The 20,709-nt window shown below is 64.9% G+C and carries 21 protein-coding genes; 6 read left to right on the forward strand and 15 right to left on the reverse strand.

What is annotated here, in order from left to right:
* Window position 1: 1 nt before the first annotated feature.
* Window positions 2-700, reverse strand: a complete 699-nt coding sequence (locus K408_RS0120520) for a helix-turn-helix transcriptional regulator (RefSeq protein WP_024340610.1) — start codon at window positions 698-700, stop codon at window positions 2-4.
* Window positions 701-823: 123 nt separating this feature from the next.
* On the opposite strand from K408_RS0120520, the gene K408_RS0120525 reads away from it, so the two are divergent.
* Both K408_RS0120525 and K408_RS0120530 read left to right on the forward strand, forming a co-directional pair.
* Window positions 824-1,084 (forward strand): hypothetical protein, encoded by a 261-nt coding sequence (locus K408_RS0120525; RefSeq protein WP_024340609.1) that lies wholly within the window; start codon window positions 824-826, stop codon window positions 1,082-1,084.
* Between the two features lie 36 nt (window positions 1,085-1,120).
* Complete coding sequence (locus tag K408_RS0120530) at window positions 1,121-1,849, forward strand: glutathione S-transferase family protein (protein ID WP_024340608.1); 729 nt, start codon at window positions 1,121-1,123, stop codon at window positions 1,847-1,849.
* 131 nt (window positions 1,850-1,980) lie between these two features.
* Here K408_RS0120530 and K408_RS0120535 read toward each other — a convergent pair whose 3' ends face one another.
* From K408_RS0120535 to K408_RS0120575, 9 genes are all read right to left on the reverse strand, one after another.
* Window positions 1,981-3,132 (reverse strand): ABC transporter substrate-binding protein, encoded by a 1,152-nt coding sequence (locus K408_RS0120535; protein WP_024340607.1) that lies wholly within the window; start codon window positions 3,130-3,132, stop codon window positions 1,981-1,983.
* Between the two features lie 91 nt (window positions 3,133-3,223).
* Window positions 3,224-3,643 (reverse strand): acyl-CoA thioesterase, encoded by a 420-nt coding sequence (locus K408_RS0120540; protein WP_024340606.1) that lies wholly within the window; start codon window positions 3,641-3,643, stop codon window positions 3,224-3,226.
* 84 nt (window positions 3,644-3,727) lie between these two features.
* Window positions 3,728-4,489, reverse strand: a complete 762-nt coding sequence (locus K408_RS0120545; protein WP_024340605.1) for an SDR family NAD(P)-dependent oxidoreductase — start codon at window positions 4,487-4,489, stop codon at window positions 3,728-3,730.
* 24 nt (window positions 4,490-4,513) lie between these two features.
* Entirely contained in the window at window positions 4,514-6,397 is a 1,884-nt protein-coding gene (locus tag K408_RS0120550) for a feruloyl-CoA synthase (protein WP_024340604.1), read from the reverse strand.
* On the reverse strand, window positions 6,394-7,203 hold the full coding sequence (locus K408_RS0120555; RefSeq protein WP_024340603.1) for a crotonase/enoyl-CoA hydratase family protein: 810 nt from the start codon (window positions 7,201-7,203) through the stop codon (window positions 6,394-6,396). Before K408_RS0120555 ends, K408_RS0120550 begins: the two co-directional genes overlap by 4 nt.
* 288 nt (window positions 7,204-7,491) lie before the next feature.
* Complete coding sequence (locus tag K408_RS0120560; protein ID WP_024340602.1) at window positions 7,492-7,953, reverse strand: DUF3237 domain-containing protein; 462 nt, start codon at window positions 7,951-7,953, stop codon at window positions 7,492-7,494.
* Window positions 7,954-7,964: 11 nt separating this feature from the next.
* Entirely contained in the window at window positions 7,965-9,284 is a 1,320-nt protein-coding gene (locus tag K408_RS0120565) for a TRAP transporter large permease (RefSeq protein WP_024340601.1), read from the reverse strand.
* 2 nt (window positions 9,285-9,286) lie between these two features.
* Window positions 9,287-9,796 (reverse strand): TRAP transporter small permease, encoded by a 510-nt coding sequence (locus K408_RS0120570; RefSeq protein WP_024340600.1) that lies wholly within the window; start codon window positions 9,794-9,796, stop codon window positions 9,287-9,289.
* Window positions 9,797-9,995: 199 nt separating this feature from the next.
* The gene (locus K408_RS0120575) at window positions 9,996-11,012 is read right to left on the reverse strand and encodes a TRAP transporter substrate-binding protein (protein ID WP_024340599.1); all 1,017 of its coding nucleotides are present in this window, start codon (window positions 11,010-11,012) and stop codon (window positions 9,996-9,998) included.
* 267 nt (window positions 11,013-11,279) lie between these two features.
* Here K408_RS0120575 and pobA point away from each other — a divergent pair, with 267 nt between their 5' ends.
* Together pobA and K408_RS0120585 are read left to right on the forward strand one after the other, a co-directional pair.
* The gene (gene pobA, locus K408_RS0120580) at window positions 11,280-12,449 is read left to right on the forward strand and encodes a 4-hydroxybenzoate 3-monooxygenase (RefSeq protein WP_024340598.1); all 1,170 of its coding nucleotides are present in this window, start codon (window positions 11,280-11,282) and stop codon (window positions 12,447-12,449) included.
* Between the two features lie 361 nt (window positions 12,450-12,810).
* The gene (locus tag K408_RS0120585) at window positions 12,811-13,230 is read left to right on the forward strand and encodes a PaaI family thioesterase (RefSeq protein WP_024340597.1); all 420 of its coding nucleotides are present in this window, start codon (window positions 12,811-12,813) and stop codon (window positions 13,228-13,230) included.
* A 143-nt stretch (window positions 13,231-13,373) separates the two neighbouring features.
* Here the strand turns inward: K408_RS0120585 and K408_RS0120590 are convergent, their stop codons facing one another.
* Window positions 13,374-14,258, reverse strand: coding sequence for a LysR family transcriptional regulator (locus tag K408_RS0120590; protein WP_024340596.1), 885 nt, complete (start codon window positions 14,256-14,258; stop codon window positions 13,374-13,376).
* 120 nt (window positions 14,259-14,378) lie between these two features.
* On the opposite strand from K408_RS0120590, the gene K408_RS0120595 reads away from it, so the two are divergent.
* Window positions 14,379-15,008 (forward strand): pyridoxamine 5'-phosphate oxidase family protein, encoded by a 630-nt coding sequence (locus K408_RS0120595; protein WP_024340595.1) that lies wholly within the window; start codon window positions 14,379-14,381, stop codon window positions 15,006-15,008.
* Window positions 15,009-15,054: 46 nt separating this feature from the next.
* On the opposite strand, the gene K408_RS0120600 is transcribed toward K408_RS0120595, so the two are convergent.
* From K408_RS0120600 to K408_RS0120610, 3 genes are read right to left on the reverse strand one after another with little or no spacing between them, the layout of a single operon-like run.
* Window positions 15,055-15,786 carry an ABC transporter ATP-binding protein gene (locus tag K408_RS0120600; RefSeq protein WP_024340594.1) on the reverse strand — a complete coding sequence of 244 codons (732 nt, stop codon included), beginning with the start codon at window positions 15,784-15,786 and terminating at the stop codon, window positions 15,055-15,057.
* A complete protein-coding gene (locus K408_RS41175) occupies window positions 15,783-17,552 on the reverse strand; it encodes a branched-chain amino acid ABC transporter ATP-binding protein/permease (protein ID WP_024340593.1) in 1,770 nt (589 codons plus the stop codon). The genes K408_RS0120600 and K408_RS41175 overlap by 4 nt, the downstream gene beginning before the upstream one ends.
* 6 nt (window positions 17,553-17,558) lie before the next feature.
* The gene (locus tag K408_RS0120610) at window positions 17,559-18,599 is read right to left on the reverse strand and encodes a branched-chain amino acid ABC transporter permease (protein ID WP_024340592.1); all 1,041 of its coding nucleotides are present in this window, start codon (window positions 18,597-18,599) and stop codon (window positions 17,559-17,561) included.
* Window positions 18,600-18,773: 174 nt separating this feature from the next.
* Here K408_RS0120610 and K408_RS0120615 point away from each other — a divergent pair, with 174 nt between their 5' ends.
* Window positions 18,774-19,292 carry a MarR family winged helix-turn-helix transcriptional regulator gene (locus K408_RS0120615; protein ID WP_024340591.1) on the forward strand — a complete coding sequence of 173 codons (519 nt, stop codon included), beginning with the start codon at window positions 18,774-18,776 and terminating at the stop codon, window positions 19,290-19,292.
* A 57-nt stretch (window positions 19,293-19,349) separates the two neighbouring features.
* On the opposite strand, the gene K408_RS0120620 is transcribed toward K408_RS0120615, so the two are convergent.
* Entirely contained in the window at window positions 19,350-20,633 is a 1,284-nt protein-coding gene (locus tag K408_RS0120620; RefSeq protein WP_024340590.1) for a glycerate kinase type-2 family protein, read from the reverse strand.
* Window positions 20,634-20,709: the final 76 nt, after the last annotated feature.

A 20,709-nucleotide genomic window follows, 5' to 3' on the forward strand; every position in this document is an offset into this window, starting at 1 on the left:
CTCAAGTGTCCTTCGGCGGACCCCAGACCAGACTCTGCCGCCATCTTGCGCGCAGCACGTCGCGCCGCTCCGGGTATTTCTCGTCGAGATAGGTCGCCTCGACCACGCGATCGGTGCGGAAGCTGCGGAAGTCGCCGCGCAGCTCGCACCAGGCCGCCAACAGGCGCACGGCTTCGAGATAGCCGACGGAGATCGGCCAGATCATGCGCTCGCTGGGGCGGCCGTGCTCGTCACGATAGCGCAGCATGATCTTCTTGCCTTCGTGAATTTGGGTGCGGGTGCGCACCATGTCCAGGCGGTCCGGCTCTCTGTTCCAGCTCGGCCGCGCCCGGCTCGCCGGCTCCAGCACGAAAGGCCGCAGGCGTTCTGGGACCGTGTCGGCGATCTTGGCCATCAAGTCTTCGGCCGCGCGTGCCAGCGCGGAGTCGGCATGGCCCGCGACCCATTGCGCGCCCAGCACCGCCGCCTCGATCTCGTCGGGTGTCAGCATGAGCGGCGGGAGGTCAAAACCCTTTTCCAGGATGTAACCCATGCCGGCTTCACCGCGGATCGGTACGCGTTGACCGATCAGGGTTGCGATGTCGCGGTAGATGGTGCGCTTGGAGGTCTCAAGCTCGGCCGCGATCGCGTCCGCCGTCAGCGGCTTGCGCGTGCGCCTCAGCACCTGAATGATTTGAAACAGCCGGTCGGCGCGTCTCATGACAGGTCTCTTGTGCCCATTTTCTCGGTGCTCTTTCAGCACGCGGAGCGCGGCTGCTGACAGGATGTTGGCAGCAGGGGAGTTCTATACCCGGACAACTCATCGACTGAAGGGGATTTGTCCATGATCATTCCAACCCATTTCGGCCCGGCCGTTCCGATGCTGCGGGCACAGGCGTGGTCCGCAGCGGTGTTCGGCCGCCTCGTTTCGCTCGATCTCGTGGCCGTCGACCTCCGGTTTGCCCTCGCAAGCGCCGTGATACGCCCGCTGGTCCGGGTTGCCGACGCGCTGGTCCGCCACTTGATGGGCCGCGCCTGGCGGGGAGCCCGCTTCGCAGAAGATATCATGGCTGCTGCCACCATGGTGGCAGCAGCCCGCCGCTAGGTTCCTTCAACTCGTTCGAGGTTCAGGAGAGCTCGCATGATCACGCTTTACGGCTTCGGCGCCGGCTTCGGCCTGCCGGAAATCAGCCCCTTCGTCACCAAGACGGAGGTGCAGCTCAAGATGGCAGGGCTGCCTTACCGTAAGGAGCGGGCGATGCCGCCAGCTTCGCCCAAGGGGCAGCTGCCCTTCATCGACGACGGCGGCGAGGCGGTGGCCGATTCCACCTTCATCCGCGCCCATATCGAACGCCGCTACGGCTTCGATTTCGACGCCGGGCTCTCGTTGCAGGAGCGCGCGCAGGCCTGGGCGTTCGAGCGCATGATCGAGCATCACGTCTATTGGGCGCTGGTCGGCGCCCGCTGGGTCGATCCGGTGAATTTCGCCAAGGGGCCTGCGCACTTCTTCGACGGCGCGCCGGAGCACAATCGCGAGAAGCTGCGGGAGGATGCGCAATTCCGCGTCGCCGAGAACTATCTGCTCTCCGGGCTCGGCCGCCATGGGCCCGATGACGACGTCGATCTCGCGGTCCGCTCGCTGTTCGCGCTGTCGGTTCAGCTCGGCGACAAGGCGTACCTGATGGGCAAAAAGCCCTGCGGTGTCGACGCAACCGCCTTCGGCGCGCTCGCCGGCATCCTGACGCCGTTCTTCGAATCGGCCTTGCGCGAACGCACCGAGGCATTTCCGAACCTCACCGCCTATGTCGACCGCATGATGGACGACTACTATCCGGAGTTTGCGTGGACCCCGCTGCGGCAGGCGGCGTGAGCTCGTGCGTATCAGCACGCTCGGGAGAGGGGGCGCCGAAGCCACCGTGGCAGCAGCTTGCGCTCAGCTCCCCAAGCAAAAGAGCCGGCCCATTGGGCCGGCTCTTGATCATCTCAACGCTCTCTCTGCGCTTACTTCACCAGCGTGTACTTGCCGTCCTTCACCGTGAGCAGGATGCGCGAGCGCTGGTCGAGGCCATAGCGGTCCTTCTCGGTGAAGTTGTAGACGCCCTGGCTTGCGGCCAATTCCTTCTCCGTCAGCAGCGCCTGGCGGATGGCTTCGCGGAACTCAGGCGTGCCGGGCTTGGCCGTCTTCAACGCCACCGGAATGATGCGCTTGAGGATCTCGAACGCATCGTAGGAATGGCCGGCGAACTGGCTGCGGCTGTTCGGGCCGTACTTGGCCTCGTAGGCCGAGTTCAGCGCGAGGCCGGGCTTCTTGGTCAGCGCGCTATCCGGTTGTTCCTCGGGGGCCATGACGGGGCCCGAGGCCATCAGGACACCTTCCGCCGCTTTGCCGGCGATGCGGATGAAGTCCATGCTGGCGGCGCCGTGGGTCTGGTAGATCAGCCCCTTGTAACCGCGTTCGCGCAACTCGGTCTGCGGCAGCGCGGCCGCGGTGCCGGAGGCGCCGACCAGGATCGCGTCGGGATTGGCGGCGACGAGCTTGAGCACCTGTCCGGTCACCGAGGTGTCGGGACGGGCAAAGCGCTCCTCGTCGACGATGGTCATGCCCATGGGCACGGCCTGCGCCTTGAGGTCGTTGAACCAGAGATCGCCATAGGAATCGGAATAGCCGATATAGCCGAGCGTCTTCACGCCTTTGGACTTCATGTGGTCGTACAGCACCTTGCCGACGATCGGGATCGGCTGCGGCATCGCCACCGACCACTTCATGCGCTCGGGCGTGATCGGGAACGGCGCAAGGCCGAAATGCGGGATGCCGGCTTCGTTGGCGACGTTGGACACGGCGATGGTCGGCGGCGTCAGCGCCGAGCCCATGATGATGTCAGCCTTGGATTCGGTGACGAAGCGGCGCGCGTTGGTGGTGGCGGTGGTGGGATCGCCGCCGTCGTCGAGCACGATCACCTTCAGCGGCACGCCGCCGATCTCCTTTGGTACGAATTCCAGCGCGTTGCGCTCGGGAATGCCGAGCGCCGCGCCCGGCCCGGTCGTAGCGGTGGTGATGCCGATGGTGACTTCGCTGGTCTGGGCCAGCGCGGGCAGGGCCGGCAGCGCCAGCGCGGCCGCAGTGATGGCAGCGGTCAAATAAAAACGTTTCATCTATTCCTCCCTTGACGTGTTTCTTTGAAAGCAGAAATCGGGGGGTAATTCAGCCCCCTCTTTTGGTGATGCGGCGATTTAGCTCCAGACTTTAACTCCCCGTGAATTTGGCTACCATTTCCGCCGGGAATGGTGCCGATTTCAGCTTGTCTGGGTTAACGGGATCGCGGCCGACCAGCACGCGGGTCTCGAAACCCTCGATCGCCAGCGCCTCGCCCTTGTAGACGTTGTGCTTCACCTCGAAGCTCGAGCGCTTGATGCTCTCGATCCTGGTCTCGATGGTGATCCAGTCGCCATAGGTCGAGGGGATGTAGAACTTGGCCCGCGTGTCGACCATGGGAATGCCCACCAGGCCGTATTTGCGGACCAGATCCTGCTTGGAGAAGCCGGCGACCTCGAACAGGGTCGAGGTCGAATCATCGAACATCGCGAAATAGCGCGGGTAATAGACGATATTGGCGGGGTCGCAGTCGCCCCACTGAATCTGGACCTCGCGCCGGTTCACGAACATGCTTCATCTATCCACTAGCGCTGTGCCACACCTCTCCCAATGGGAGAGGTAGGATCCTGGCCTGTTGCGATCGGCTCATTTAACTTACTTCGGCGCCATGCGCAGCGAGCCGTCGAGGCGCACCACTTCGCCGTTCAGATAGGCGTTCTCGACCATGTGCAGCGCGAGCGCGGCGAACTCGTCGGCATTGCCGAGACGGCGCGGGAAGGGGATTGCGGCGGCAAGCGAGTCCTGGGCTTCCTGCGGCAGGTTCGCGAGCAGGGGCGTCAGGAACAGGCCGGGGGCGATGGTCAGCACGCGGATGCCGAATTGCGCGAGCTCGCGCGCGATCGGCAGGGTCATGCCGACGATGCCGCCCTTGGAGGCCGAATAGGCGGACTGGCCGATCTGGCCGTCATAGGCGGCGACGGAAGCGGTGTTGATGATGACGCCGCGCTCGCCGGTCGCCTGCGGCTCCAGCTTGGACATCTCGGTCGCGGCAAGGCGCAGCATGTTGAAGCTGCCGATCAGGTTGACCTTGATCACCTTGTCGAAATCGGCGAGTGCCATCGGGCCGTCGCGACCGACCACGCGCTTGGCAACGCCGATGCCGGCGCAATTGACCAGCACGCGGGCCGGGCCATGGGCCTTCGTCGCTTGCGCGATCGCGGCTTCGGCGGAGGCCGCATCGGAGACGTCGCAGGTCACGGCGACACCCTTGATCTCCGCCGCGACCGTTTCCGCAAGCTTGGTGTTGAGGTCGCACACGGCGACCTTGGCCCCCTGGGCCGCGAGCTTTCGCGCAGTCGCTGCACCCAGTCCCGATGCGCCGCCGGTCACGATGGCTGCCTGATCCTTCAACAACATGGCGTTCTCCTTTGGCGATGAATTCTAGCCGACCGATATCACACGGTTCGACGGATTGGCAGCATAGAGCTCCTCGATCAGCTCGGTGCGATGCTCGAGAACGGCGCGCTGGTTGATCGAGCCCTTGTCGGTGACTTCGCCCTTGTCGATCGAGAGCGGCGTGTCCATCAGGATCGCGCGCGTGATCCGTGTCGAGGAGCCCGTGGCCTGGCTGAGGAAACGCGTCAGCCGTTCGCGGAAGGCCTCGCGCACCAGGCGGTCGCGCGTGGCGACGACGAGGTCGTTGATCGGCAGCGTCGGGTTGATCAGCCGGCAGCCATCGAGATCGAGCACGACCAGCGCGGAGACCTCGTCGCGGTTGATGCCGGCGATCACGACGTCGCGCACCAGCGGTGCACAGGCCGCAACGAAACGCGCGCGCAGGGGGCCGACGCTGACCCAGGTGCCGCTCGCCAGCTTGAAATCCTCGCTGACGCGGCCGTCGAAGTCGAAGCCGGCATTGAGATCATCAGGATCGGCCGGCTTCAGCGCATCGCCGAGTTTGTAGAAGCCTTCCTCGTCGAAGGATTTTGCGGTGATGTCGGGCTGGCGCCAGTAGCCGGGCATGACGTTCGGCCCCTTGCAGCGGACTTCCAGCTTGCCATTGTTCGGCACCAGCTTGGCGTCGTTGCCCGAGACCGGCAGGCCGACATGGCCGGAGCGGCTGGTGCGCGGATTGACCGACATGAAGAACGGCGCGGTCTCGGTGGCCCCGAGGCCCGTCAGCATCGGCACGCGGTAGCCCTTTTCCTTCACCGCGAGCTCGTCGAGGCTGTTCCAGACGAACGGCGACAGCGCCGCGCCCGAGAAGAACATCGCGTGCAGCCGGTCGAAGAACTTTGCGCGCAGGCCCTGGTCGTCGCGCAAGTAAGGCAGCAGAGATTCGTAGCCCTTTGGCACGTTGAAATACACCGTCGGCGAGATCTCCTGGAGATTGCGCACGGTCTCCTCGATGCCGCCGGGCATCGGCTTGCCGGCATCCAGATACATCGAGCCGCCGTTGTAGAGCGTCAGCCCGATATTGTGGTTGCCGCCAAAGGTGTGATTCCAGGGTAGCCAGTCGATGATGACGGGCGGCTCGTCCTTGAGAAAGGCGAGCGTCTCGCGCAGCATCACCTGGTTGGCGCAGATCATGCGTTGGGTGTTGATGACCGCCTTGGGATTGCCGGTCGAGCCCGAGGTCAGCAGGAATTTCGCGATGGTGTCGGGGCCGATCCTGCCATGGACCTCGTCGAGATCGGTGCGGATCGGCGTCGCCATCAGGTCCGCGAGCGAAGTGACGTCCCGGCCATGCACGTGGCCATAGGATGCGGCTATCTCGGTGCCGAGTGAGACGTTGGCCGTGAGCGCATCGGCGAACTTGTCGGCATCCTCGGCGAAGACGAGGCCGGGCGTCAGCAGCTTCATCAGGTAGGACAGCTTGCCGTAATCCTTCGACACCAGCGAATAGGCCGGCGATACCGGGCAGAACGGCACGCCCGCATAGAACGCGCCGAAGGCGAGCAGCGCATGGTCGATCGAATTGCCGGAGAGAATGACGACCGGGCGCTCTGCGGACAATCCGCGTGCGATCAGGCCCGAGGCGATGTGCCGGCTCGCGATGAGCAGCTCGGCGTAGGTTATCTTGCGCCAGCCGCGGCCACCTTCGCGCTCGGCCATGAAGACGCGGTCCGGCGTGGTAATGGCCCAATGATGCAGGCGCTCGGTGATGCGGACGGGATAGTCGCCGAGCGGCTGCTTCGGCCTGAGATAGATCGTGCCGTCGTCGCGGCGCTCGATGTCGACGGCGGGATCGCCGAACGAGATCGGCCGCAGCGGGAAAGTGCTCGCGCCGCGTTCCATGCTGGAAGAGGACGGCTGCGCACTCATGACTTCGGCTTCACCTTTGCGGTCTTGTGCTCGAGGAATTCGCGGATCCGGCGCTTGGCCTCCTTGTCGCTCTGCGCCACCGTCGCCATCAGCGATTCCATCAGCAGACCGGTTTGCGGATTGGCCTCCGCGATCATCGGCAGTGCCTGGAGCACGGCGAAATTCGTCAGCGGCGCGTTGGAGGCGACCTTGGTCGCGAGTTCCATCGCCTTGGGAAGCGCGTTGCCGGCTTCCGTCAAATATTGCGCGAAGCCGTAGGACGCGCCTTCGGTCGCGCTGTAGACGCGGCCGGTCAGCATCATGTCCATCATTCTGGCGACGCCGATCAGGCGCGGCAGCCGCACCGAGCCGCCGCCGCCGACGAAGATGCCGCGTTGCCCTTCCGGCAGCGCGAAATAGGTCGAAGGTTCGGCGACGCGGATATGCGCCGCACAGGCCAGCTCCAGCCCACCGCCGATCACCGCCCCTCGCAGCGCCGCGATCACGGGCACGCGGCTGTACTGAATGCGGTCGAATACCCGGTGCCACATCTGGGAATGCAGCAGGCCGCCCGTGGCGTCGTGCTCGGTCAGCTCGGACAGGTCGAGGCCACTGGAGAAATGATCGCCGATGCCGTGGATGACGACTGCGCCGACGTCGTCGGGCAGGGACGCAAAACACTCGCCGATTTCCAGGATGATGCCGTCGTTGAGCGCATTGCGCTTCGCCGGCCGGTTCAGACCCACGGTCAGAACCCGGTCCGCCCTCTCGATCTTCAAGAGCCCGGAGGCGCCCGCGCTGGCGGTCTCGGCGTTTCCCTGTGTCATTTGCGTCCTTATCAGAATAGTTATGTTGTATAACGAATTCCGGGGGAGTCAAGGAGGGGCGGCGCGGGATATCCTCTCCTATGGAGAGCCGCCCTGGCGTCCGACCGGCGAGGCGGCATGTCAGGAATGCGCTGGGCAGCGCACATGCTGCTGCATGTTCCGTCGTTGCGAGCCAACGGGTCCGCGCGAAGCGCGGCCCGATGACAGGCGCCGCGAAGCATCCCGGAATGCCTCGCCGGAAAGACTCTGGATTGCTTCGCTGCGCTCGCGATGACGGGCGGACAGCTCTCACATTACCTGATGAACGTCGATCACCACCCGATCCGCATGACGCGCGGCCGAGCCGACGAAGATGTGCTCCATCAGCCAGCGATACTTCTCATGCCCGGTCTCGAACTTCGGCACGGTGCGGAAATAGATCAGCTTGGGATCGACCGGCTCGCCGCGCTTGAGCTTCTGCAGGAGCTCTACGGGCCCGAAGCGCATGCCCTTGTTCTCGACATAGATGACGGCGCCGTCGTCGGTCTCGAAGGCGTATTTCGCTTCGAGATCGATCAGCTCGTTGGGGCGGATGGTCTGGAAGTCCGCGCCGAACGGCAGAACCTTGCCGGCGATCGCGCCTTTCACCTCGCCGCCGATGATCGGGATGATGCGGCGAACGCCGATTCCGGTCTCGCCGGCGGTGACGACGTCGCCGATGCGGGCGGTGATGGTGAAGACGTATTTGGTTTGCAGCGTCGGTGTGGTCATCGCTTCACCTCTCAATGCGCCATCATCCGCGTCGGCAACCAGATCGCCAGCAGCGGAAAGGCGATCAGGATCACGAGGCGCACGAGGTCCGTTGCCACGAATGGGCTCACGCCCTTGAAGATGGTGGAGAAGGAGACGTCCTTCACCACGCTTTTTATGACGAACACGTTCATGCCCACCGGCGGAGTGATCAGGCCGAGCTCGACGGTCATGACGATGATGATGCCGAACCAGATCGGGTCAAAGCCGAGATGGATGATGACGGGGAAGATGATCGGCACGGTCAGGATGATCATCGCCATTGCGTCCATCAGGCAGCCGAGCACGAGATACATCACCAAGATCAGCCCCAGCACGCCGTAGGGCCCAAGGCCAAGGCCGGTGAGGAACTCCGTGACCTTCTGCGGCGTCTGCGTCACCGTGAGGAAATAGCCGAAGATCAGCGCGCCGATCAGCACGGTGAACACGGCGGCCGCGGTGCGCGTTGCCTGCAGCAGCGAGGCCAGCACCTTCTCGCGGTCGAGGCGGCCCGTCAGCACGCCGATGATGAAGGCGCCGGCGGCCCCGACGCCGCCAGCCTCCGTCGGGGTGAAACGCGGCAGGAAGGGCAGACCGTAGAGGCCTCCGATCACGAACAGAAACAGCAGGACCGGGGCCCAGATGTCCTTCAATCCGGCGAAGCGCTCGCGCCACGGCGTGACCTTGCCCTTGGGCAGGAAGTCGGGTCGGAAATAGCCGATCAGGAAGATCGTGAGCATGTACATGGTCATCGCGAGCAAGCCCGGGATGATGCCGGCGATGAAGAGCTTTCCGATGTCCTGCTCGGTGATGATGCCGTAGACGGCGAGCACGGTGGAGGGCGGCAGCATCGCGCCCAACGTGCCGCCGGCCGCGATCACGCCCGTGGCAAAGGACTGCGGATAGCCGAAGCGCCGCATCTCGGGATAGGCGACCGCGGAGAAGGTCGCGGCGGTCGCGACTGAGGAGCCGCAGATCGCGGCAAAGCCGCCGCAGGCGCCTACGGTTGCGATGCCGAGTCCGCCGCGCAGATGGCCGACGAAGCCGTTGGCGGCGCGGAACAGCTCGCGGCTCATGCCGGAATTGCTGACGAAGGAGCCCATCAGCAGGAACATCGGAATAACGCCGAAAGTGTAGTCGGTCACCGTCCGCATGGTGACCTGTCCGACCATCTTGAGGGCCGGTGTCGAGCCGACGAGATAGCTGAAGCCGCACACGCCGACGAGGCCCATGGCCATGCCGACCGGCACGCGCAACAGCATCAAGGCGAACAGGGAGATGAAGCCGAGGACGGCGACGGCGTCGGTACTCATGGTCACTCCGTCACCTTGATCTTGGGTTCATGCATGTCTTCGGGATGGAAGATCAACCGGTACGTACGGATCGCGATCAGCAGCACGGCGCAGACGTCGCCGATCCAGGCGACGAGGAAGAACGGCCATGTCGGCATGTGCAGGTCGAAGGTCTGCACATTGTCGTTGTAGGTCAGCCGGACCTTGTCGAACAGCGTCCAGGTCTGCACCGTCACGACGAAGAGCAGCACCAGGGTCGCGAACACGTCGATCATGCGCTGGTAGCGCGGGCCGACATTGGCCCAGACCAGGTCCACAGTGATGTGGGTACCCCGATAGGAGGTTGCGGCGATGCCCCAGAAAATCAGGATGCCGAGCAACATGCGGCCGATGTCGAAACTGTCCGGGATCGAATAGTTCATCGTGTTGCGGAGCAGCACCGACAGGAAGATGTCCAGCGCGACGATGCCGACGAAGCCGGCTGCGATCCATTCGATCGAATCGATGATGCGGTCCATCCAGGAGCGCTTCATGGGGAAAGAGTCCTTCCGACGAGTGCGAGATGTGCCTGCGATGGAGCCGCGATCCCTCCCCCGCTTGCGGGGGGAAGGTTGGGGATGGTGTCTGCGCAATCGAGAACCCGGCGCGCGGGACGATGCTCTGAATCGCCAGGACGCACCCACCTCTCCCGCAAGCGGGAGAGGTGCAGCGAGTACGCCGCAGCGCGTGAAGTTACTCCGCCAGTGCGTTGTACTTCTTCAGCGATGCCTTGAGATCCGCGAGCGCCGCGTCCGGATCGGCGCCGGCCTTCTTGGCGCCGTCGCTCCAGGTCTTGACCAGCGGCTCTGCGGCCTTCTTCCAGGCGGCAGTCTGCTCGGCCGTCAGCTTGTAGACCTCGTGGCCGGATTCCGCCTTCACCTTGGCGATGCCGGCATCCTCGAACTTGCCCCAATGCTCGCCCACCGCACCAGCCGTTTCGACCGAGCAGTTCTTGTCGATCGCGGCTTTCTGCTTGTCGGACATCGCATTGTACTTGTCCTTGTTGATCACGAACACGAAGGTCGTGGTGTAGAGCGGCGCCTCCATGTCGTACTTGGTCACCTTGTCGATTCCGAACAGCACCAGGGAGCCCCAGGGGAAGGTGACGCCGTCGGCGACGCCGCGCTCGATGATGTCGCGCACCTCCGGCGCCGAGGACTGCACGTTGGTGCCGCCGAGCGACGTGACGAAGTTCGCCATCGTGGCGTGCGCTGGGCGGATCTTCATGCCCTTAACGTCCTCAGGGTTGACGATCTTCTTGCTACGCGAATGGAAAGAGGAGGGCGAGTGGACGAAGGCGAGGCAGTATTTGACGTCCTTCATCTCCTTTTCGGCATACTTGCGGTACCAGGCATCCAGCCCCATCGAGCCGCCCTTGGCATCCGAGATCAGGAATGGCAGCTCGCCCGCGCCAATGATCGGGAAGCGGCCGGGCTGGTAGCCGGGGTTGACGTAGGTGACGTCGGCGATGCCGTCGCGCGCCATGTCGTAATGGTCGAAGGCCTTGCCGAGCTGCTGGGCCGGAAACACCTTGCTCTTGATGGTGCCGCCGGAATCCTTCTCGACCGCGGCGGCCCAGTCCTCCAGCGATTTCTGCAGCGGGTGCGAGGCCGGCACCCAATGCGAGATCTTCAAGTCGAAGGTCTTGTCCTGCGCGAGCGCGGGGCTCACGCTTGCTGCCAGCAGCAATGCCAGACAGGCTTTCCTCATCACGCGTCTCTCCCTGTTTTCGACTGCGGGCTTTCGATGGCCCGGTCTCGTTAATTAACATGTTATCTAATTGGCCGGCGTGTTCAAGCCGGAAGTGGCGCGTGTCCTGTCGCACCATCCATCTACGTCAGCCGTGTTGCACGCATTTGTCGCTGCCGGGCGACGACCGCTCCCCTTTTGCAAACGTTATATGATATAATTATCGCCTGCCGACCGGCACCACAAGCAGGTCGCGGTGAAAGCCTACAGGATCGGGAGGAGCAAGTATTGCGGACAAAAGTCGCAATCATCGGGGCAGGGCCGGCCGGATTGTTGCTTGGGCAACTGCTGCACACATATGGCATCGACAACGTCATCCTGGAGCGGCAGAGCCCGGATTACGTGCTCGGTCGCATCCGCGCCGGTCTTCTGGAGGAGGGAACCGTCGCGCTGCTCGATCAGGTCCGCGCCGGCGCGCGGGCTCATGCCGAAGGTTTGGTGCATGAAGGCATCGAGCTTGCGTTCTCAGGCCGGCGTCACCGCATCGACATGAAGGGCGCGACCGGCAAGACCGTGATGATCTACGGCCAGACCGAAGTCACCCTCGACCTGATGAATGCGCGCAAGGCTGCCGGTCTCGTTTCGGTCTATGAGGCCAGGGACGTGCAGCCGCACGATTTCGACGGCAGTCACCCGCGCGTGACCTACGTCAAGGACGGCGTCACCCACACGATCGATTGCGACTTCATTGCCGGCTGCGACGGCTTTCACGGCGTCAGCCGCGCCAGCGTCCGGGCCAATGCGATCGAGGAGTTCGAGCGGATCTATCCGTTCGGCTGGCTCGGCATTCTTTCCGATACCCCGCCGGTCAGTCACGAACTGATCTACTCCAACCACGCCCGCGGCTTTGCGCTGTGCACCATGCGCTCGACCAAGCGCAGCCGCTATTATGTGCAATGCTCGCTCGACGACCATGTCGACCAATGGCCGGACGACCGCTTCTGGGACGAATTGAAGCGTCGGCTCGACCAGAAGGCGGCCGACAGCCTCGTCACCGGCCCCTCGATCGAGAAGAGCATCGCGCCCTTGCGAAGCTTCGTCGCCGAGCCGATGCGCATCGGCAGAATGTTCCTGTGCGGCGATGCCGCCCATATCGTGCCGCCGACCGGCGCCAAGGGGTTGAACCTCGCGGCCAGCGATGCGCATTATTTGTCGAGCGCGCTGCGCGAATTCTACGATGAGAGATCCAGCTCCGGCATCGACGCCTATTCTGCCAAGGCGCTGGCGCGCGTCTGGAAGGCCGTGCGATTCTCCTGGTGGATGACCTCGATGCTGCACAAATTCCCCGACACCGGTACCATCGGAGCGCGTATTCAGCTCGCCGAGCTCGATTACGTCACGCAGTCCAAGGCCGCCATGACGTCGCTGTCGGAGAATTACGTGGGACTGCCGTTTTGATCACAGCTGTCATGCCCCGCGCACTGCCGTAGGGCGGGGCGCACAGCGCCGTGGCCACCATCTTGCACCATCGAGAAGTTGGTGGGCACGCTTCGCTCTGTCCATCCTATGACATCTGCGTTGCCACACCGTCATTGCGAGCCAGCGGGTCCGCACAGAGCGCAGCCCGATGAGAGGCTCGGCGAAGCAATCCAGAATCCCTCCGCGGGACAGCCAGGATTGCTTCGTCGCAAGAGCTCCTCGCAATGACGGGCGTGGCCCGTTTCAAACGTCCGCGCAAATGCCGTTTGAAACTTTGTAATTGATGCATCCGTCACGTTCATCGCGTTCAATGCTGGCGACACAGCAACGCGAGACAGTCATGACCACCCCCAACATCCCCGCCGGCTTCGAGCCGCATTTCCGCAAGGCGCCGCTTACCGACCCATGGGAGCCGCTCTATTCGCAGAAGACGGACAAGGGTGTCACCGTGGGATTGCGGCTGGCGACGCCGCACACCAACGCGCGGGGGCTGATCCATGGCGGCCTGATCGCAGCGCTGGCCGATGCCGCCATGGGCTATAGCTGCGCACAGGCGACGGGCTGGACCACGTCGTTCGTCACGATCTCGCTCTCGGTCGACTTTGTCGGCGCGGCCGAGATCGGCCAATGGCTTGCGGTGAAGGGTGAGGCGCTCAAGACCGGCTCCACGATCTGCTTCGCGCAGTGCTTGGTAAGAGCGGACGATGCCGTGATCGCACGTGCCAGCGGCACGTTCCGCGTAGTGCCGAAGAAGGGGTGAGCCCGCTCTCTCTCTCTCTCTCTCTCTCCCTCTCTCTCTCTCTGCCGTCATGCCCGGGCGTGACCCGGACATCCCTCGTCTTCGGGCCTGCACGTGTGGAGGCGCGTGGATGGCCGGAACAAGCCCGGCCACGACGGCAACCGTCACCCAAACCTCCAGTCCGTCGTCTCCACCACGAGATCGATGAACGCGCGCACCTTGGCGGAGAGCAGGCGCGAGGTCGGATAAACGATATGGATCGGCAGCGCCGGCTGTTCGTAATTCGCGAGCACGATCCTAAGCCGTCCGCGCTTCAGGCCCTCGGCGGCCTGGTACGCCAGCACGCGGGTCACGCCGCCGCCGGCTTCGGCATATTGCAGCGCCGCGTCGGCACTGTTGCTGGTAAAGCGCGGGCTCGGTGTTACTTCGATATCGCGGCCGTCTTGCAGGAAGCGCCACTCGGACCAGGGGCCGAACTGGATCGTCTGGTGCTCGCATAGAGCGTCCGGCGTCTTCGGCTCGCCATGGCGCTTGAGATAGCCGGGTGCGGCCACCACGATCCGCCGCATCTGCCCCACCTGACGCGCAACGAGCGAGGAATCGGCGAGATGGCCGATCCGCACCGCGACATCGACGGCGTCCTCCACCAGGTTGACGAGATGGTCGGAGAGCCGCAATTCGCAGGTAACCTCGGGGTAACGCTTGAGATAGGCGGTCATGACCGGTCCGACATGCAGCCGGCCGAAGCCGACCGGCGCCGACACCACCAACCGTCCGCTCGGCCGGTTGCGTTCTTGGCGCGCCGAGCCGTCGGCCTCCTCGACGTCGGCCAGGATGCGCCGGGCGCGTTCCAGGTAGCGGGTGCCGACGTCGGTCAACCGCACCTGCCGGGTGGTCCGCTGCAACAGCCGCGCGCCGAGATGCTCCTCCAGGCCTGCGATCATCCGCGTCACCGCCGAAGGCGACAGCCGCAGCTTGCGCGCCGCCGGCGCAAAGCCGCGCAGATCGGCCACGGTGACGAAGACGTGCATGGCTTCGAGGCGGTCCATGGCATTATTGCATATAGCGCAATGATGAAGTGTCAAGTGGTGAGATTGTTTTATGCGCTCGTGGGTCCATCTTAGCTGCCACAGACGCAGGAATGCGCCGGAATTTCAGGAGACGTTCCGATGACGACAGCAGCCCACGCCTTTGCGAGTGACATCGCCTTCTCACCGGCGGTGAAGGCAATCCAGGCGCGAAAAGGCTCGCGCGAAGCCTATGCTCGCAGCGAGCAGCGCGGCTGGCGCACCGAGGTCGACGATAACCTCGCAGCCTTTCTGGCGGACGCCAACAGCATCTATTTCGCAACGGCCGCGGCGGACGGCCAGCCCTATATCCAGCACCGCGGCGGTCCGAAAGGGTTTCTCAAGGTGTTGGACAAGCAGACGCTCGCCTTTGCCGACTATGCCGGCAACCAGCAGTTCATCACCCAAGGCAATCTGTCGGAGAATCCCAGGGCGTATATCTTCGTGATGGACTACGCCCATCGCCGTCGCGTGAAGATCTGGGGCGACGCGCGCATCGTCGAGGACGATGAGGCGCTCACGACGTCGCTGATGCCGAAAGGCTACCGTGCGCGACCCGAGCAGGTAATTCTGTTCAAGATCGTGGCCTGGGACACCAACTGCCCGCAGCACATCCCGCAGAAGTTCGATGCCGCAGACGTGGCGGCGGCGCTGGCGGCGAGAGATGCGAGGATCGCGGAGCTGGAGGCTGAGGTGGCGGCGCTGAAGGGGGCGAAGGCGGCAACTTCGTAAGCACGCGGCTCGCTTACTCTCCCCCCGAGGGGGAGGGTAAGAAGAGTTAGACTGCACTCTCGCCTTCGTGCTGGAAGCCGAGATAGCTCGCCGCCACCCGTTCGTTCGCCGCGATGTCGCTGGCCTTGCCGCTGAGCACGAACTCGCCGAGCTCCATCACATAGGCCTGGTCTGCGATCTTGAGCGCAGCCTGCGCGTTCTGCTCGACCAGCAGCACGGAGACGCCGGCGGCGCGCAGTTCGGTGACGATCCGGAAGATGTCGGCGACGATGATCGGGGCAAGGCCGAGGCTCGGCTCGTCCAGCATCAGGAGCTTCGGCTCCCCCATCAGCGCGCGGCCCATCGCGAGCATCTGCTGCTCGCCGCCGGAGAGTGTGCCGGCGAGCTGCTTGCGGCGCTCCTTCAGCCGTGGGAACAGCGCGTAGACGCGTTCCATCGAGGCTTTGGCCTTGCTCCGCTCGATCCGGAAGGCTCCCAGCTCGAGGTTGTCCTCGACATTCATCGTCACGAACAACTCGCGGTGCTCGGGGACGAGACCGAGGCCCATCGCGACGCGGTCCTCGATGTCGAGCTGGGCGAGATCCTGGCCGGCAAAGGCGACGCGGCCCTTCAGCGGCAGAATGCCCATGATGGCGGAGAGCAGCGTGGTCTTGCCGGCGCCGTTGGCGCCGACAATCGTGACGATCTCGTTGGTGCCGACCTCGAGCGAGACCGAGCGCACGGCTTCGACCTTGCCATAGGCGACGTGGGCGTCGGATACGGACAACAGTGCGCTCATGCCGCCACTCCGAGATAGGCCTTGATCACTTCGGGGTTGGTCTTGATCGTGGCGGGCGTGCCTTCCGCGATCTTGGTGCCGAAATCGAGCACCACGATGCGGTCGGCGAGGTTCATGACGAAGCTCATGTCGTGCTCGACCAGCAGCACGCTCATGCCGCCGTCGCGCAAGTCACGCAGCAGCGTTGCGAGCCGCTGCTTCTCCATGTGACGGAGGCCCGCGGCCGGCTCGTCGAGCAACAGCAACATCGGATCCACACACAGCGCGCGGGCGATCTCGACGATGCGCTGCTGGCCGAGCGAGAGGCTGCCGGCGAGCTGATGCATCTGCTCGGTGAGCCCGACGCGTTCGATCTGGCGCGCGGCTTCGGCGAGCAGCCTGGCCTCGTCAGCGCGGTCGAGCCGCAACATCGAGGCGACAGGGCCGGAATGGCCGCGCAGATGCGCGCCGATCGCGACGTTCTCCAGCACGGTCATGTCGGGCACGAGCTTGACGTGCTGGAAGGTCCTGCTGATGCCGAGCTTGACGATCTCCTGCGGCGGCGCGTTGTCGACCTTCTTGCCGAGCACCGAGATCGAGCCCGAGGTTGCCGACAGCACGCCCGTGATCAGGTTGAATGTGGTGCTCTTGCCGGCGCCGTTCGGGCCGATCAGCGCGACGATCTCGCGGGCCTGGACGTCGAACGACACGTTGTTGACCGCCACCACGCCGCCGAACTGCTTGCGTGCTTTCTCGACCTGGAGCAGCACGCCGGACTCGGCAGCCGCGCGGGCGCGATGTTCCAGCTTCAGCGAGGTGTCGGGCTTCTTGCCACCGGTGCGCTCCGGGAAGAACGACATCAGCCAGGGCCAGAGGCCGCCGGGCGCGAACTGAAGCAGCGCCACCAGCATGATGCCGAACACGATGGTCTCGACCTGGCCGGAGCCGGGCAGGATCAGCGGCAGATAGCTTTGCAGCGCCTCTTTCAGGATCACGACGATCGCCGCGCCCAGCACGCCGCCCCAGACATAGCCGGCGCCGCCCACCACCGCGATGAAGAGATATTCGATGCCCATATGCGCGCCGAACGGCGTCGGGTTCACCGCGCGCTGCAGGTGGGCATAGAGCCAGCCCGAAAGACCGGCGAGCACGGCGGCATGGATGAACACCAGGAGCTTTGCGCGCGGCGTGTGCACGCCGAAGGCTTCCGCCGCAATGTGGCCGCGCCTGAGCGCGCGGATGGCGCGGCCGGTGCGGGAGTCCAGCAGGTTGATCGTCAGCAGCGCCGAAACGATCACGGCGATCCAGATCGCGTAGTAGATCGAGCCGGGCGAGAGCATCTTGAGCGAGCCGATCGACAGCGGCGGGATCGCCGAGATGCCGTCGTTCCTCCCCAGGAACTCCAGCTTGCTGAAGAGATAGAACAGACCCAGCCCCCAGGCGATCGTGCCGAGCGGCAGATAATGGCCGGAGAGGCGGACGGTGATCAGCCCGAGCAGCACCGCGAACAGGCCGCTGACCAGGAGCGACAGCGGCAGGGTCAGCCACGGCGATACGCCGTAGGCCGTCGACAGCACCGCTGTGGTGTAGGCGCCGAAGCCGACAAAGGCCGCCTGCCCGAAGGAGGTCAGGCCGCCGACGCCGGTCAGCAGCACGAGGCCCATCGCGACCAGCGCGGCAAGGCCGATATTGTCGAGCAGCACGATCCAGAACGGGGGAATGCCCGGGATGAACGGGATCGCCGCCATGACCGCTGCGAAGACGAGAATGGGAAGCCGGCCTTGCATCGCGCGTCAGTCCTTCTCTTCCTCGACCGCGGGCGCGGCGAGCGAGCGCAGCAGCAGCACGGGGATCAGCAACATGAAGACGATCACCTCCTTGTAGTTGGAGGCATAGAAGGACGAGAACGCCTCGACGATGCCGACGACCAGCGCCGCGACGGCGGTGAGGGGATAGCTGACCAGGCCGCCGATGATCGCCGCGACGAAGCCCTTCAGGCCGATCAGGAAGCCGCTGTCGTAATAGAGCGTCGTGATCGGCACGATCAGGATGCCGGACAGTGCGCCGATGACGGACGCCAGCAGAAAGGCGATCTGCCCCGACAACGTGGTACGGATGCCGGCGAGCCGCGCGCCGAGCCGGTTAACGGCAGTCGCGCGCAGCGCCTTGCCGTAGAGCGTGAGGCCGAAGAACAGCCAGAGTCCGACGATGAAGGCGATGGTGATGGCGTAGACGGTGATGCTCTGCCCGGTGAAGCGCAGCGCGCCGGCGGTGAAGGCGCCGGACAGCAAGGCCGGTCCGCGCTGGCCTTCGGCGCCGAAGAACAACAGGCCAAGCCCCTGCAGCGCAAGATGGACGCCGACGGACGCAATCAGCAGCACCAGCACGGAGGTGTGCGCCAGCGGCTGGAAGGCGATGCGGTAGATGTACAGGCCGATCATGGCCACGATCACCAGCGAAAGCGCGATGCAGATCGCCACCGGCGGCTTCTGCGCGGCGAAGTAAAGGGTCAGCGCCAGCACGATGGCCGGCAGCGCGATGTTGGTGATGAGGCCGCGCACGATCAGCCGCCCATGCAGCGCCTTGCGCGCCTCGAACAGGTCGAAGGCGAAGGCGCCGATGCCCAGCGCAAGCGCGAGCTTTGCCGTGCCCGGCATCTGTCCGGCCGCCAGCGAGGCATAGGTCAGCGCGCCGTAGGTGACGAATTCGCCCTGGGGAATGAGGATCACGCGGGTGACGGCGAACACCAGCACCAGCGCCAGGCCGAGCAGCGCATAGATGGCGCCATTGGTGATGCCGTCCTGCACCAGGAACAGCATGATGGTGGTATTCAAGACCGGACGCTCCCCCTAATCCGGACCGGTCCTCGCGATTACGGTGGACGGTCCGCTCACAGCCATTGAAAATCGCTGACGATATTTGATATGGTCCATAACAATTATCAAATATAACATCAAGGGTGGGGAACGACCCGTCCCGGAATTTAGCGGGATTACGAGCACGAGGCGATGACCGTTTCCAAAACCGCTGAAAAGTCCTCCGAAAAAGCGGCCGACGCCAAGGGCCGCAAGGATGCGGGCGACGTCCACGCCGAAGCCCTCCAGCTCGGCGAACTCTCCGAGCAGCTCGGCTACGTCCTGAAGCGGGCGCAGCTCAAAGTGTTCGAGAACTTCTTGCGCTGCATGGCCTCGCTCCAGCTGACGCCGGCGCAGTTTTCGGTGCTGCTCCTGGTCGAGAAGAATCCCGGCCGTAACCAGACCGAGATCGCCTCCACGCTCGGCATTCTCAGGCCGAACTTCGTGGCCATGCTCGACAATCTGGAGAGCCGCGACCTTTGCGCGCGGATCCGGTCAACCAACGACCGCCGCTCCCACATCCTGGTCTTGACCGACAAGGGCAAGGCCGTACTGGCCCGCGCCAAGAAGCTCGTCGCCACCAAGCACGAGGCCCGGCTGAACGATCTGCTCGGCCAGGCCAACCGCGAAGCCCTGATCGGGATGCTCGCGAAGATCGCCAACGAGTTTTGAGGCGGGCTGTCACCTCCCGTCGTTGCTCGCAGTGACGCGGTGAGATTGAGGCGCGCCTCAATCCACCAAGATCACCCTGATGTCGTTCACGTTGGTCAGTGTCGGCCCCGGCGTGAGCAGATCGCCTGTCGCCTCGAAGAACGCGGTCGCGTCGTTGTCGTCGAGATAGGCCTGCGGCTGCAGCCCCTGCGCCTTCATCTTCGCGAACGTCGTCGCGTCTATCAATGCGCCGGCGGGGTCGGTGGGGTTGCCGGCACCGCCGTCGGCGCCGTCGGTGTCGCCGGCCAGCGCCGCGATGCCCGCCGTGTCCTGCAACAGGCCGGCGAGTGCCAGCGCGTATTCCTGGTTCGGTCCGCCGCGCCCGTTGCCGCGCACGGTCACCGTGAGCTCGCCGCCGGAGAGGATCGCGATGCGCTTGCCCTGCGCGCGGGCCTGAAGCGCCAGCCTGGCGTGATCGGCGGCGACCTCGCGCGCCTCGCCCTCGAGATCGGCACCGAGGTCGATCGTCTCGTAACCGGCTTCGCGTGCGAGCTTCACAGCCGCCGCGAGCGATTGCCTGGGCCGCGCGATCAGCTCGAAATGCGCGTGCGCAAAGGCCGTGTCGCCGGGCTTGCAGCTCTCGTTGGCGGGATCGTCGAGCGCGCGGCGCACGGCCTCGTCGATGTCGAGCTTGTACTTCGCGACGATGGCGCGTGCATCCGCCAGCGTGGTCGGATCCGGTACGGTGGGGCCGGAGGCGATCGCGGAAGGATCGTCGTGCGGCACGTCGGAGATCGCAAGCGTGACGATCTCGGCGGCGTTCCTGCCGGCGCGCGCGAGACGGCCGCCCTTGATGCGCGACAGATGCTTCCTGACGATGTTCATCTCGCCGATCGGCGCGCCCGACCGCAGCAGCGCCCTGTTCACCGCCTGCTTCTGCGCAAAGCTGACGCCGTCCACCGGCGCGATCCAGTTTGCCGAGCCGCCGCCGGTGAGCAGCACCAGCAGCAGATCGTCAGGACCGGCCTCGCCCGCCAGTGCGAGCGTATCGGCCGCGCCCTTCAGGCCGGCTTCGTCGGGCACGGGATGGCCGGCCTCGACCACACGGATGCGGCGCGTCGGCACGCCATAGCCGTGGCGCGTGGTGGCGATGCCGACCAGCCGCTCCGGCGCCAGCCCCTGCGCGTCGAGATAATGCCGCTCGGCCGCCGCGGCCATGGCACCGGCGCCCTTGCCGGCGGCGAGACAGATCACGCGTCCCTTGGGCGCGGCACGCAGATGCGGTGCGAGGATTGTGTTCGGATGGGCGGCGGCCACGGCGGCGCCATAGAGCGCGCGGAGCAGAGGGCGGCGGTCGGTCATGGACGATGGCCTTGAGCAGACTGAAGCGGCGGCGATGAGGTTGTCGTCATCTGCCTACCGCATCGCGCGGCAAAGC

The organism is Bradyrhizobium sp. in8p8, assembly GCF_000426845.1.
GTDB lineage: Bacteria > Pseudomonadota > Alphaproteobacteria > Rhizobiales > Xanthobacteraceae > Bradyrhizobium > Bradyrhizobium japonicum_C.

What these genes read in the sequence shown, in the direction of transcription:
- K408_RS0120520 (WP_024340610.1), bottom strand. Translation starts at nt 700, where the DNA reads ATGAGACGCGCCGACCGGCTGTTTCAAATCATTCAGGTGCTGAGGCGC.
- K408_RS0120525 (WP_024340609.1), top strand. Translation starts at nt 824, where the DNA reads ATGATCATTCCAACCCATTTCGGCCCGGCCGTTCCGATGCTGCGGGCA.
- K408_RS0120530 (WP_024340608.1), top strand. Translation starts at nt 1,121, where the DNA reads ATGATCACGCTTTACGGCTTCGGCGCCGGCTTCGGCCTGCCGGAAATC.
- K408_RS0120535 (WP_024340607.1), bottom strand. Translation starts at nt 3,132, where the DNA reads ATGAAACGTTTTTATTTGACCGCTGCCATCACTGCGGCCGCGCTGGCG.
- K408_RS0120540 (WP_024340606.1), bottom strand. Translation starts at nt 3,643, where the DNA reads ATGTTCGTGAACCGGCGCGAGGTCCAGATTCAGTGGGGCGACTGCGAC.
- K408_RS0120545 (WP_024340605.1), bottom strand. Translation starts at nt 4,489, where the DNA reads ATGTTGTTGAAGGATCAGGCAGCCATCGTGACCGGCGGCGCATCGGGA.
- K408_RS0120550 (WP_024340604.1), bottom strand. Translation starts at nt 6,397, where the DNA reads ATGAGTGCGCAGCCGTCCTCTTCCAGCATGGAACGCGGCGCGAGCACT.
- K408_RS0120555 (WP_024340603.1), bottom strand. Translation starts at nt 7,203, where the DNA reads ATGACACAGGGAAACGCCGAGACCGCCAGCGCGGGCGCCTCCGGGCTC.
- K408_RS0120560 (WP_024340602.1), bottom strand. Translation starts at nt 7,953, where the DNA reads ATGACCACACCGACGCTGCAAACCAAATACGTCTTCACCATCACCGCC.
- K408_RS0120565 (WP_024340601.1), bottom strand. Translation starts at nt 9,284, where the DNA reads ATGAGTACCGACGCCGTCGCCGTCCTCGGCTTCATCTCCCTGTTCGCC.
- K408_RS0120570 (WP_024340600.1), bottom strand. Translation starts at nt 9,796, where the DNA reads ATGAAGCGCTCCTGGATGGACCGCATCATCGATTCGATCGAATGGATC.
- K408_RS0120575 (WP_024340599.1), bottom strand. Translation starts at nt 11,012, where the DNA reads ATGAGGAAAGCCTGTCTGGCATTGCTGCTGGCAGCAAGCGTGAGCCCC.
- K408_RS0120585 (WP_024340597.1), top strand. Translation starts at nt 12,811, where the DNA reads ATGACCACCCCCAACATCCCCGCCGGCTTCGAGCCGCATTTCCGCAAG.
- K408_RS0120590 (WP_024340596.1), bottom strand. Translation starts at nt 14,258, where the DNA reads ATGGACCGCCTCGAAGCCATGCACGTCTTCGTCACCGTGGCCGATCTG.
- K408_RS0120595 (WP_024340595.1), top strand. Translation starts at nt 14,379, where the DNA reads ATGACGACAGCAGCCCACGCCTTTGCGAGTGACATCGCCTTCTCACCG.
- K408_RS0120600 (WP_024340594.1), bottom strand. Translation starts at nt 15,786, where the DNA reads ATGAGCGCACTGTTGTCCGTATCCGACGCCCACGTCGCCTATGGCAAG.
- K408_RS41175 (WP_024340593.1), bottom strand. Translation starts at nt 17,552, where the DNA reads ATGCAAGGCCGGCTTCCCATTCTCGTCTTCGCAGCGGTCATGGCGGCG.
- K408_RS0120615 (WP_024340591.1), top strand. Translation starts at nt 18,774, where the DNA reads ATGACCGTTTCCAAAACCGCTGAAAAGTCCTCCGAAAAAGCGGCCGAC.
- K408_RS0120620 (WP_024340590.1), bottom strand. Translation starts at nt 20,633, where the DNA reads ATGACCGACCGCCGCCCTCTGCTCCGCGCGCTCTATGGCGCCGCCGTG.